This window comes from Clostridium sp. LIBA-8553, from assembly GCF_057782465.1.
Genome location: NZ_CM173489.1, coordinates 2,089,447 through 2,102,331 on the forward strand (window position 1 = coordinate 2,089,447; position 12,885 = coordinate 2,102,331).

General features: G+C 29.8%; 12 protein-coding genes and 3 riboswitches. Of the genes, 4 read left to right on the forward strand and 8 right to left on the reverse strand.

The window, feature by feature from the left end; genetic code table 11:
- Window positions 1-19: 19 nt before the first annotated feature.
- Window positions 20-904, reverse strand: coding sequence for a methylenetetrahydrofolate reductase [NAD(P)H] (gene metF / locus AC2JAQ_RS09230; RefSeq protein ID WP_488456184.1), 885 nt, complete (start codon window positions 902-904; stop codon window positions 20-22).
- 77 nt (window positions 905-981) lie between these two features.
- Window positions 982-1,094, reverse strand: a riboswitch (SAM riboswitch).
- A 159-nt stretch (window positions 1,095-1,253) separates the two neighbouring features.
- On the opposite strand from metF, the gene AC2JAQ_RS09235 reads away from it, so the two are divergent.
- Window positions 1,254-1,982, forward strand: coding sequence for a lysophospholipid acyltransferase family protein (locus AC2JAQ_RS09235; RefSeq protein WP_488456185.1), 729 nt, complete (start codon window positions 1,254-1,256; stop codon window positions 1,980-1,982).
- 41 nt (window positions 1,983-2,023) lie between these two features.
- Here AC2JAQ_RS09235 and AC2JAQ_RS09240 read toward each other — a convergent pair whose 3' ends face one another.
- Both AC2JAQ_RS09240 and AC2JAQ_RS09245 read right to left on the reverse strand, forming a co-directional pair.
- Window positions 2,024-3,412, reverse strand: coding sequence for an alanine/glycine:cation symporter family protein (locus AC2JAQ_RS09240; protein ID WP_488456186.1), 1,389 nt, complete (start codon window positions 3,410-3,412; stop codon window positions 2,024-2,026).
- A 75-nt stretch (window positions 3,413-3,487) separates the two neighbouring features.
- A riboswitch (glycine riboswitch) is annotated at window positions 3,488-3,571 on the reverse strand.
- 2 nt (window positions 3,572-3,573) lie between these two features.
- Window positions 3,574-3,652, reverse strand: a riboswitch (glycine riboswitch).
- Window positions 3,653-3,722: 70 nt separating this feature from the next.
- Complete coding sequence (locus AC2JAQ_RS09245; RefSeq protein ID WP_488456187.1) at window positions 3,723-4,373, reverse strand: HDIG domain-containing metalloprotein; 651 nt, start codon at window positions 4,371-4,373, stop codon at window positions 3,723-3,725.
- A 352-nt stretch (window positions 4,374-4,725) separates the two neighbouring features.
- Here AC2JAQ_RS09245 and AC2JAQ_RS09250 point away from each other — a divergent pair, with 352 nt between their 5' ends.
- From AC2JAQ_RS09250 to AC2JAQ_RS09260, 3 genes are all read left to right on the forward strand, one after another.
- Window positions 4,726-5,478: an ECF transporter S component gene (locus AC2JAQ_RS09250; protein WP_488456188.1), complete on the forward strand. Its 753-nt coding sequence runs from the start codon at window positions 4,726-4,728 to the stop codon at window positions 5,476-5,478.
- Between the two features lie 97 nt (window positions 5,479-5,575).
- Window positions 5,576-6,553 carry a P1 family peptidase gene (locus AC2JAQ_RS09255; protein WP_488456189.1) on the forward strand — a complete coding sequence of 326 codons (978 nt, stop codon included), beginning with the start codon at window positions 5,576-5,578 and terminating at the stop codon, window positions 6,551-6,553.
- Between the two features lie 232 nt (window positions 6,554-6,785).
- Window positions 6,786-6,965: an alpha/beta-type small acid-soluble spore protein gene (locus AC2JAQ_RS09260; RefSeq protein WP_060795835.1), complete on the forward strand. Its 180-nt coding sequence runs from the start codon at window positions 6,786-6,788 to the stop codon at window positions 6,963-6,965.
- A gap of 46 nt (window positions 6,966-7,011) precedes the next feature.
- Here AC2JAQ_RS09260 and AC2JAQ_RS09265 read toward each other — a convergent pair whose 3' ends face one another.
- The 5 genes from AC2JAQ_RS09265 to clpB all read right to left on the reverse strand — a co-directional run bounded on the left by AC2JAQ_RS09265 (window position 7,012) and on the right by clpB (window position 12,595).
- Complete coding sequence (locus tag AC2JAQ_RS09265) at window positions 7,012-7,452, reverse strand: gamma-glutamylcyclotransferase family protein (RefSeq protein ID WP_488458794.1); 441 nt, start codon at window positions 7,450-7,452, stop codon at window positions 7,012-7,014.
- On the reverse strand, window positions 7,452-8,093 hold the full coding sequence (pcp, locus tag AC2JAQ_RS09270; protein ID WP_488456190.1) for a pyroglutamyl-peptidase I: 642 nt from the start codon (window positions 8,091-8,093) through the stop codon (window positions 7,452-7,454). The genes AC2JAQ_RS09265 and pcp overlap by 1 nt, the downstream gene beginning before the upstream one ends.
- Before the next feature lie 34 nt (window positions 8,094-8,127).
- Complete coding sequence (locus AC2JAQ_RS09275) at window positions 8,128-9,057, reverse strand: DUF979 domain-containing protein (RefSeq protein WP_488456191.1); 930 nt, start codon at window positions 9,055-9,057, stop codon at window positions 8,128-8,130.
- A gap of 12 nt (window positions 9,058-9,069) precedes the next feature.
- Window positions 9,070-9,750: a DUF969 domain-containing protein gene (locus tag AC2JAQ_RS09280; RefSeq protein WP_488458795.1), complete on the reverse strand. Its 681-nt coding sequence runs from the start codon at window positions 9,748-9,750 to the stop codon at window positions 9,070-9,072.
- Between the two features lie 244 nt (window positions 9,751-9,994).
- Window positions 9,995-12,595: an ATP-dependent chaperone ClpB gene (clpB, locus tag AC2JAQ_RS09285; protein WP_488456192.1), complete on the reverse strand. Its 2,601-nt coding sequence runs from the start codon at window positions 12,593-12,595 to the stop codon at window positions 9,995-9,997.
- Window positions 12,596-12,885 lie beyond the last annotated feature (290 nt).

Sequence of the window (12,885 nt, forward strand, 5' to 3'; positions counted from 1 at the left end):
TATATAATTCTTTCTCCTTTTAAGATATTTTTTCCTTTCTATTTACTGAATTAATAATATTCTTAGTTCCACTTACTATATTTTTTGCTACATATGAATTATTCATTGTATATAAATGCACACCTCTTACTCCACTAGAGATTAAATCTATTATTTGCTCATTTGCATAAGCTATTCCGGCATCCCTTAAAGCTTCCTTGTCATACTCATACTTATTTACTATCTTCATAAATTTTTTAGGGAATGTGGCCTTACAAAGAGATAGTATTCTCTCTATTTGTTTTTTATTAACTACAGGCATTATTCCTGCCTGAATAGGTACATCTATTCCTTTTTTTTCACATGCATCTAGAAAATTAAAAAATATATCATTGTCAAAAAATAATTGAGATATTAAGTGATTAGCACCTGCATCAACTTTTCTTTTTAAAAATTCTAAATCATTCTCTTTATTAATGGCTTCTGGATGAATTTCTGGATAACAAGCTCCCGCAATATTTATATCTCTATATTCTCCAATATGTTTTATTAAATCTATTGAAGAGTTATATTCCGATATAATATATTCTCTTTTATCACCTCTTAAAGCTAATACATTTTCTATTCCCTTGCTTTTTAATATACTCAAAGTTTTTTCTATATCTTTTTTTTCTGCTCCTATACAAGTTAAATGTGCTAAAGTTTCTAAATTATATTTGTTTTTTATTATTGATGATAATTCTATTGTTCTATTGCTTACAAAATTCCCGCCTGCTCCATAAGTTACACTTATAAAATCTGGTCTTAATTCTTGTATCTCTTCTAAAGTTCTATATATATTTTCTATTGGCGTACTTTCCTTTGGAGGAAAAACCTCAAAAGAAAACACAAATTCTTTTTTGTCAAATAATTCTCTAATATTCATAAAATCCCTCCTAAAAATAAAAAAGCCTAAAGGAAGTAATCCTTTAGGCATAAAATCTCTCATTTTCTTAACTTTAAAACTTATCTTTCAGTAAACCTGCAGGATTTAGCACCGTTATAGAATAAAATTTATTTATACTATAGGTTGCTGGGTTTCACAGGGCCAGTCCCTCCACCTCTCTTGATAAGAATAATATTCTGTTTTGGTAAATTATAGTATATAAAACCATAATAGTAAATATATAAGTTTTTTTTATTATTATAATTTATAAAAATCCTTGTCTATTTGATATTTTTTAAAAACTGTTATAATATTACTTAGTACTAGTAATATTAAAGGGGCGAAATATATGTTTAGATCTATATATTGGTATGGAAAAGGATATGCCTGGACATTAATAAAATCCTTATCTGATATAAAAAAAATAAATAAAATGGAAGAGGAAGGCAAACTTGAAGAAAGAGATGAATATATCTATCAATGTAGTAGAAGGATAGCTCATACTTTTCTTAAAGATGCCGGAATAAAAGTTAACGTTCAAGGTTTAGAAAATATTCCTGAAGGACCTGTTCTTTTTGTTGGTAACCACCAAAGTAATATGGATATTCCTGTTATCATGTATTCTATTGATAGACCAAAAGGATTCATAGCAAAAAAAGAACTTGAAAAAATGCCTATATTAAAAGATTGGATACTACTTTCAAAAGCAATATTTATTGATAGAGAGCATCCAAAAAAAGCAATGGCTTGTATTTTACAAGGAATTAAACAATTAAAAGAAGGTTATTCAATGGTTGTTTTTCCTGAAGGAACAAGAAGTCAATGTAGTAAAATGGGAGAATTTAAGGCAGGTAGTTTTAAATTAGCTACTAAATCAAAAGCTCCTATAGTTCCTTTAACAATTGATGGAACATATAAAATAATGGAAGGAAATCACTATTTTATAAAACCTGGTGAAGTAAATCTTTATATTCATCCACCAGTTTATACTGATAAACTTACAAAGGAAGAGATTGCAGAACTTCCTGAAAAAGTTGAAAATATAGTTAGAAGCAAACTTCCTAATGAGGGAAAATAAAAAAATCCATGAGTATATTACTCATGGATTTTTTATTTATATCAATTCAAAACAGTTTCTTCTAATTCAACACTATCTTTATTAAGAGCCTTCTCTTTAAAGAATTCCTCTGTTTCTTCTATAACCACTTCTCTAAGTCCAATAATACCTACAAGGTTTGGAATTGCCATTAATCCATTAACAATATCAGCTATTATAAATATTAATGTTAATGGTAAGAATGATCCTACAGCAACAAGAAGTATATATAATATTCTATATGGTTTTATTGCTTTTATTCCAAATAAATACTCAACACATCTTTCTCCGTAATAATTCCATCCTAATATTGTTGTGAAAGCAAAGAACATAAGTCCTATATTAACTATATATGTTCCTATATTACTAATAGGAAGACCAATTTCAAAAGCTTGCGTTGTAAGGGCGGCACCTTCTAAGTTTCCTGTATAAGCACCTGTAAGAATTATAACTATACCTGTCATTGTACAAATAAGAATTGTATCAAAAAATGTACCGGTCATAGAAATAAGTCCTTGCTTAACTGGTGACTTAGTTCTAGCTGCAGCCGCTGCTATTGGAGCACTTCCAAGGCCAGCTTCATTTGAGAAAACTCCTCTTGCTATTCCACTTTTCATAACAGTTATTATACTAACTCCCACAGCTCCGCCTAAGGCCGCTCTAGGATTAAAAGCACTCTCTACAATTATTGCTACGGCATTTGGAACTTTATCTAAATTAAAAGCTATAACAATCAAAACTCCTAATATGTAAAGACCTGCCATTAAAGGAACAACCTTTTCTGATACACTAGATATTCTCTTTATTCCACCTAAAGTTACTAAAGTAACTAATAAAGTAACTATTCCTGCTGTAATTACAGTTGGAATATTAAATGTAATACTTGCAGCATCTGTTATGGATTTAACTTGTCCAAAAGTTCCTATTCCTAACAAGGCTACACCAATTCCAAAGAAAGCAAAAATATTTGCTAGCCAATTTAGACCAAGACCATTTTTTATATAATACATTGGTCCTCCAGCCATTTGACCATTTTCATCTACCACTCTGTACTTTATAGCAAGTACACCTTCTGCATATTTAGTTGCCATTCCAAAGAAAGCAGCTATCCACATCCAAAATAAGGCTCCTGGTCCTCCAGCTTTTATAGCTGTTGCAACCCCTACTATGTTCCCTGTTCCTATTGTAGCCGAAAGTGCTGTACATAAGGCTCCAAAACTTGAAACATCTCCTTCTGCATCATCACAAGAAGATTCATCATCCTTTCCAAATACATACTTTAAAGCCATTGGTAATTTTAAAATTTGTAATAATTTTAATCTTATAGTCAGGTAAATTCCTGTTCCTACAAGTAGTACAAGAAGCGGCACTCCCCATACTAAGTTGTCGATTTGATTTAATAAGTTTTCCATAAAAAAAATCCTCCTTAAATTTAAATTTGCGGAGGAGAATAAGGATACTTAAAAAACTTAAGTAACTAACCTTATCCTCTGTCCTTTTACCTGAGAGTTTCAGTCAAAATAATTTGACCTTGCTCCTTCGGTGCTCTTTTACAAGAGTCTCTCCAGAGGCTCGTCCAGTAACGGTCCTAATACCTGAAAGATTTCCCTCTTCGGTGGATATATAAAATATCACTCTCCCATTACCTTCATCCGAACATATTGAATTTTAATTTATTATAGTCATTATATAAGTATTTGCTACAAAAATCAAATACTATTTTTACAAAATATTTAATTTTTCATATTTTTTATTAGTTATACTATTTGTTTTTTCAATGAAATCATTTATTGAATTTAATATTTTTTTCTTTTCATCTAAACTCTTTTCTCCCCTACCGACTCTATCGCAATAAGTTAATAAAGCTATATCATGTAAATCTGAATTTAAAACCATCTCTTCTGGCTTTGCAAATGGCAAGTTTTTATCTATATAAAGATATGACATATGATATCTTATTAGATTGCTTACATCTCGTATAAACTTATCATCCTCTACTACATTTCTTAGAATATTTTCTGCAAGATTTGCTCCTACTCTATCATGATCATAAGCAGTCCATCTTCCTTTTCTCATCTTAGTAGTATCCTTTTTACCTATATCATGAAGTAAAGCTGCCCACATGAATTCTCTTTTATTATTAGCAAGTTCTCTTAAACTGGCTGCTTCATCTAAAACCTGCAAAGTATGATTCCATACATTACCCTCTGGATGATGTTTCTTTTCCTGATGAACTTTCTCTAACTCCTTTACTATTTCTAAAAAAGAATTTTCTAACTCTCCTTCTTCATTCAGAGAAATTAAAAATTTTGATGGAACTTTATCTTCTAAAATATGCTTTTCTAAAACTTTAAATAATTCTCTATCATTCATAGTAAAACTCCTAAACTTTATATTATAATTTTATCTATCAAATTAATCTCAAGTAGAACTTATTTTAAACTTAAGATTAATTATATTTTACCACTAATTTTTAAATTCAATTCCTATAATGAATTGTCAGAAAATTACTACTTTATGTTTTTGATTCCTGTAAATAAGCCATTCTGCCTTTTATGGCACTTATATATTTGCACAAATTTTCCTTTTCATATTGAATTACTTAAAAAATTAATGTTAAAATATCACTGTCGGTATTCTATCTTAGAAGCTGAACAATTTTTTCACGGTTAAAAACTTAATAACCGAATTATATCCCAAAGGGAATAAGAACGGAGGAGAGTCAATGAGTGCAGTTTATCAAACTAGACAAAAGACGAGAAAACTAGTAGTTATTGGTATGCTATCTGGTATATCAATTTTCCTAGGATTAACAGGATTAGGTTTTATAAATATTCCACCTGTTAAAGCCACTATTATGCATATTCCTGTTATAATAGGTGCTATTATTGAAGGACCAATTGTAGGAGGATTAATAGGACTAGTATTTGGATTATTTTCTATGTATCAAGCTTTTACGGCACCAATGCCAACTAGCTTTATGTTTTGGAATCCTATTATAGCTTTAGTTCCTAGAATTCTTATAGGTGTAGTAAGTTACTATGTATACGCATTTATGATTAAGGGAGTTAAAAAGAATTTAAAAGCCACAACTTTTATAAGTTCTCTTATTCTTGGAGTTCTTTTATTTATAAGTTCATTAGCTTTAACAAATTCTTTACTTACATCAGCTATAATTGGAATTTTATTCTTTGTAGCAAGCGTAATTATTATGTTTAAATTTAAACATAATAATAAAGAAGAAGCCTTATCTATAGGTACAGCTTCCGTAATTGGAACCTTAGTAAACACTGTTGGTGTACTTGGTTTAACATATGTTTTTTATTTAGAAAGATATGCTTCTGCTTTAGGAATATCTGAACAAGCTGCTAAATTAACTTTAGCAGGAATAGGTATAACAAATGGAATACCTGAGGCTTTTATATCTGCCTTAATATCTATACCTGTTATACTTGGAGTTAGAAAAATATTAAAATAATTTTATAAATATGTTTTAGCGTATAGCTTATTAAAGTTATACGCTAAAATTTTATTTAATGAATAGTAAAGGTTTAATAATGTGAGGTGTATATTATATGTTTGAAATAAAAATTACTGATATTGACGGATTTAAGTTAGGACATGCGCATAATTTTGAAGGTGCTACTGGATGTACAGTTTTGATTTGTGAGGAAGGAGCTTCTGGTGGTGTTGATGTACGTGGTGGTGCGCCAGGTACTAGAGAAACAGATCTTTTAAATCCAATGGAAATGGTTGATAAAGTTCATGCTGTTGTATTATCTGGTGGCTCTGCATTTGGTCTTGATGCTTGTTCTGGAGTTATGGAATACCTAGAAAATAAAAATGTTGGCTTTGATGTAGGCGTAGCTAAAGTCCCTATAGTGTGCGGAGCTGTTTTATTTGACTTAATATGTGGAAATCCAAAAGTAAGACCTGATAAGGAAATGGGAATAGAAGCTTGTAAAAATTCCGAAGATTATAAAGATTCAAAAAATGGTAACATCGGTTGTGGTACTGGTGCTACTGTAGGTAAAGCTATAAATCCTAAATTTGCAATGAAAGGTGGCTTTGGAAGCTATGCAGTGCAAGTTGGTGACTTAAAAGTTGGTGCTATTGTTGGGGTTAATAGTCTTGGAGATATCGTTGATCCAAATAATAATAATAAAATCATTGCTGGTGGATTAAGTGAAGATATGAAAGCCTTCATTGACACTGAGGAAAGTTTAATAGGCAACTATGCAAATCCTAGAAATGCTTTTAAAGGTAATACCACTATAGGGGCCATAGTCACTAATGGTAAGTTTAATAAAGCTCAAACTAATAAGATTGCTTCTATGGCTCAAAACGGCTTTGGAAGAACCATAAGACCAGCTCATACTATGTTTGACGGTGATACAATCTTTGCTCTTTCTTCAAATAAAGTAGCTGCTGATATAAATGTTGTTGGTCTTTTAGCTGCTCAAGTTATGGAAAAAGCTATTATTAAGGCAGTAAAAGAGGCAGATACCTGTCATGGATTTCTAGCTTATAAAGATTTAAATTTTGATGTATAATATTTTGAACTCAAGCAGATGCTATTTCTGTTTGAGTTTTTTTATTTGATTTATTAGTTATTATAAAATTTAAAAATTATTTTTTCATTTTATTCCATAACATGTCTTTTAATCCTGTAATGGATATCATTTTATAGTTTATTAAATCTATTTCTGCACATCATAATAGCGAAAGGAAAAGAAAACTTCTCCTTTCAAAAAATCTCATTTAACTTAAAAGGAGGAATTCAAAATGGCACAATTAGTTCCAGAAGCAAAAAACGGATTAGCAAAATTTAAGAATGAGGTAGCAAATGAAATGGGAGTACCATTCTCAGATTACAATGGTGACCTAAGTTCAAAACAATGCGGAAGCGTTGGTGGAGAAATGGTTAAAAGAATGGTAGAAAAATACGAACAATCAATGAAATAATAAAAAAGACTAGAGGATAAGAAATTCTTATCCTCTAGTCTTTTTCTTAAGAAACCTTTTGAAGCATAAAGTTTCTCCAATTTCCATCCTCTATTAAAATACTATTATTTTCAAATTCTTCTTTATCATTCATTGCATAATAATAAACATAACATTTTTCTGGTGATTTTTTTCCTAGGATTTCTACATCCATTTCAACTCTATTATATTCATTACTATTATTATTAACTCCAAAGTAACCTTCCATAAGATCCATAGCATTTATTACATCTTCATAATCAAGAATAGTCATTACCTCTCCATATACAAAACCATCCCCCTCTACTAAAGCAGGATATCCCTTTTTAGGCATATGATATAAAGTTCCTTTTACTCTTCCTAATTCACTCTTTATAACTTTTCCTTTTAAGTACTTATCATAGTTGAAAAATCCTGTTCTTAAACTTCCATAAACAAAGATTTTTCTTTTTATCCTAGGTTCTAACATTAGCAAACAGCGCCTCCTATAACTTTGATATCATTATCATTTAAAACAATAGCTTTTATACTAAGCTCTAATCCTTTTGCTATATCATTAATTGACATAGATGGTGTATTGGGTTTACTTACAACCTGAGCTGGAATATAAGGTACATGTATAAATCCTGCTCTTATATTTTTATACTTCTTATTAACTAAGTGTAAAACTCCATACATCACATGATTACAAACAAAAGTTCCTGCTGTATTAGAAACAGATGCTGGTATTCCATTATCCAACATTTCCTTAACCATTGCTTTTATAGGTAAATTACTAAAGTATGCACTTTCTCCATCTTCATATATAGGAATATCTATTGGTTGATTTCCCTCATTATCTTTTATTCTGGCATCATCAATATTTATAGCTACTCTCTCTGGAGTTATACCAAATCTTCCTCCAGCTTGTCCTATTGAAATAACTACATCTGGATTAATCTCATTTATCTTCTCTTCAATTTTTTCAAGAGATTTTCTAAAAACTGTAGGTATTTCTAACTTGATAACCTCAGCTCCCTCTATATTTTCTGGTATCATTTTAACAGCTTCTAAAGCTGGATTTATACTCTCTCCTCCAAAAGGATCGAATCCTGTGATTAATACTTTCATTCTCATACACTCCTTACTTTAAAATCATAGTTAATTAAAATGCTAAGAAATACATTAATGCTATATGTATCACTAATAAAATTATAGCAAATAAGCTTTGACATTTCATAACCACATTCTTATCTTTTGTCTCTAAAAGAGCCGCTGGCATTACATTGAAGTTTGCTGCCATTGGTGTTAATAATGTTCCACAGTATCCTGCTGTTAAGGCTAAGGCTCCCGCTACAGCAACATTAGCTCCTTGAGCAAATACAAACGGTAATCCTATTCCTACAGTTATAACTGAGAAGGCTGCAAAGGCATTTCCCATTATCATAGTGAATACGGCCATACCTACACAGTAAGCTGTTACACCAGCTAATATATGCCCTTCTGGGATAAAATTAGATATTCCTGATGATATAACATCTCCAACACCTGCAGCAGTAAATACTGTTCCTAAGGCTGCTAAAAGCTGAGGTAATATACTTGTAGATCCAACTGACTGAACCATTCTATTACTATCTTCTACTAAGTGCTTAGGCTTAGCTTTTAATACTATAAATGTTGTTATTACCGCTACCACTGAAGATATACCTATCGCAACAGTCCCTGATAAACTTGTAAATTGGGCAATTACCAAAGAACCTATTGCTATTACGATTGAAGGTAAGAAAATCTTATTCTTTAACTTCTTAGCTTGCATTTCTGCAAAATCTATATTAGGCATCTTTAAGTTTCCTATATTAACTTGCTTACTTGCCGTTAATACACCTATAACTAAAAGTAAAGCTCCTACTACTACTGGTGGAATAGCTCCTCCAGCTATGAATATAATTGATAGTATAGTCCAAAAAATTGCTGTTCCTATTCTAGTTTTATGTTCTTTATCTCTTAGTGTGTCAATTGCCGTATTTAACATTAAAAGACCTACTATTATATAAAAGATTTCAAGCAATATATTAGAAATCATTTCCATATTCATTAAATCTCACCTCTACTTTACTTCTTCTTTGTTCTTTGATAGGTTTTTACTTAACTTTTTATCTAATAACTTATTTTGCAATACTCCTAGTATTAAAGCTATTATAGCTATTGGTACTGAAGCCTTTGCTATTTCTAGAGTACTAACTCCATACCCTAATTCTTGTAGTGTTCCAGCTATTAAAAGTACTCCTGAACTTGCTAAGAATACATTCTGTCCAAAGAAATTACCATAATTATCCATAGCCGCTGCTGTTCCCTTTATTAAATCTTCGTTTTTATCATCTATTTTTCCATATTTACTTATTGCTGCTCCTTGAGCCATTGGATTTATAAGTGGTCTTATAAACTGCGCTTGTCCACTTAATCTTAGTGAAACTGCTGCCCCAGCCTCTCTAATGAATAGGTAACAACTTAAAAGTTTTCCAGTTGACATATTTTTCATATTTTTTATTAAAGTTATAGCTCTTTCTTTTAAACCAAATCTCTCACACATACCGATTACAGGTAAGGTTAAAATAAATAAAGTCATATGTCTTTGACTTACAAAAGTTGAACCTAATTTTTCTAATATTTCATATACACTCATATCTGCTACTAACCCAGTAGCTAAACCTGCAACTAATACAACAGCTATAGTATCAAACTTTAATGCAAATCCTATTATTACGATTAATATTCCTATTAGTTCCATCATTATCTCCCCTTTTCAATTTATCATCTTAATACCGTTAAAATTTTCTTTTTATTATTTTAAAATTATTATAACCATAAATTTATCAATTTTCTACAGTTTTTTATGAATATTTTTTAAATTTAAGACTTTTTTATTATCATTTTAATTTTATTTTCATTTTATTTAAAGTTTATTTAAAATTAAAACAAAAAAAGAAACCATAGGTCTTATTTAAAACCTACGGTTTCTTTTAATTAATATTTTATTTTCTTGAAACTATAATTTTTCCATCTACTCCATCTATTAAAGCAACAGATCCATCATAAATTTCTCCTGCTATTATCTTCTTAGCTATTTCAGTTTCTAATACATTACTTATATATCTCTTTAATGGTCTAGCTCCATATACTGGATCATATCCTTCTTCAGCTAATATATCTTTAGCTGCATCAGTAACTTCAAGAGTTATATTTCTTTCTCTTAATCTATTTTCAACATCTCTTAAGAAGATATCTATAATTTTCTTAATACCTTCACTACTTAAAGGTCTAAACATTATAATGTCATCTACTCTATTTAAGAATTCTGGTTTGAATCTTAACTTCATTTCATTCATTACATTTTCTCTAACATCATCTTCTATACCTTCATTAGATTTATTTTCTAATAAATAGCTACTTCCTATGTTAGAAGTCATAATAATTATAGTGTTTTTAAAGTCAACAGTTTTACCTTTGTTGTCTGTTAATCTACCATCATCTAGTATTTGAAGGAATAAATTAAATACATCATCGTGTGCTTTTTCTATTTCATCAAATAATATTACTGAATATGGATTTCTTCTAACAGCCTCTGTTAATTGTCCACCTTCTTCATATCCAACATATCCTGGAGGAGGTCCTATTAATCTAGATACAGCATGTTTTTCCATATATTCAGACATATCTATTCTTACTATATTATCTTCGCTATCAAACAGATTTCTTGCTAAAGTTTTTGCAAGCTCTGTTTTACCAACCCCAGTAGGTCCTAAGAATATAAATGATCCTATTGGCTTTCTTTCATCTTTAAGTCCAGCTCTAGCTCTTATTACTGCATTAGCAACAGCAGTTGTAGCTTCGTCTTGACCTATTACTCTTTCTCTTAGCTCTTCTTCTAATCTTAAAAGTTTTTCTCTTTCACTTTCAACTAGTTTTGTAACAGGAATTCCAGTCCATTTTGAAATTATTTCTGAAATTTCATTTTCAGTAACTTCTTCTTTTAATAATGCATTTTCATTATCTTTTTCCATTGAAGCTTCTTGTTCTTTTATTTGACGTTCAAGCTCTGGAATTCTTCCATATTTAAGTTCTGCAACTTTATTTAAATCATATTCTCTTTCATATTTTTCAGCTAATCCTCTTGCTTCATCTAATTCAGCTTTTAAGTCTCTAACTGCTGAAATATGAGATTTTTCTTTTTCGTATTTAATTGTCATTTCATCATTTTTATCTTGAAGTTCAGCAAGCTCTTTTTCTAAAGCGACTAATCTTTCTTTTGATGCATCATCACTTTCTCTTGATAAAGCTTCCTTTTCAGTTTCAAGCATTAAAATTTTTCTTCTTATAATATCTAATTCAGTTGGAAGAGAATCTATTTCACTTCTTATCATTGCACCAGCTTCATCTATTAAATCTATAGCCTTATCTGGTAAATATCTATCTTGAATATATCTATGAGAAAGTTTTGCAGCAGCTACTATTGCTGAATCATGGATTCTAATTCCATGGTGAATTTCAAATCTTTCTTTTAATCCTCTTAAAATTGATACAGTTTCCTCAACTGTTGGTTCTTCAACTATTACAGGTTGGAATCTTCTTTCTAAAGCTTTATCTTTTTCAATATATTGTCTATATTCATCAAAAGTTGTAGCTCCTATACAGTGTAATTCACCTCTTGCAAGCATTGGCTTAATAAGATTTCCTGCATCCATTGCACCATCTGTTTTACCTGCTCCTACTATTGTATGAATTTCATCTATGAATAAAAGAATTTTTCCCTCTGAGCTTTGAACTTCTTTTAATACAGCTTTTAATCTTTCTTCAAATTCTCCTCTGTATTTTGCACCAGCTATTAAAGCTCCCATATCTAATGAGATAATAACCTTATCTTTTAATCCTTCTGGTACATCCCCTCTTACAATTCTTTCTGCTAATCCTTCAACTATAGCAGTTTTACCAACTCCAGGTTCACCTATTAATATTGGATTATTCTTAGTTTTTCTTGAAAGAATTCTAACAGCTCTTCTTATTTCTTCATCTCTTCCTATAACAGGATCTAATTTATGTTGTTTTACAAGTTCTATTAAGTTAGTTCCATATTTATCTAATGCTTCATAAGTTCCTTCTGGGTCTTGTGAATCAACTCTTTGACTTCCTCTAACCTCGTTTAAAACCTTTAAGAATCCATCTTTAGTTATATTATTTCTTCTTAAGATTTCTCCCACAACTCCATTTTTATCTATATCCATAATTGCAAGCATTACATGCTCAACACTTATATATGAATCCTCAAATTGTTTTGAAATTTCTTCTGCTTTTATTAATACTTCATTTATTCTTCTTGTAGCAGTAACACCTGATGATTGTGCTGCTTCTCCTAAGACTTTAGGCATTTTATCTATTTGAACATGAATGTCTCTTTTTAATGACTCAACATTAACACCCATTTTTTCAAATATATTAGGAATTAAACCATCTTTTTGATTCACTAATGCTGAAAATAAGTGAATTACATCTAATTGTTGATTATTATATCTAACTGCTATTTCATAAGCATCATTTAAGCTTTGTTGTACTCTTAATGTCATTTTATCTGCATTCATTTTATCACCTCAATATTCTCTTGTTTGTATCTTATGTAATAATAATACTATAAAAGTCAAAGAAAGTCAAAGTCTATTTTTAGCTTTTAATTTTTTTCTTATTATCTTAATTAATATCCTCTTTTCTTTATAAACTATTAGTTAATAATAATTTATATTAATAAATTTAAAACTAATTCTCTATTTAAATAACAAAATGTATTTTTATTTCAAAAAAATAGCAATATTATATACATAATATTTTAAATTCTTATATTGTTATACTTAATATATGTTGATATTATTAAACT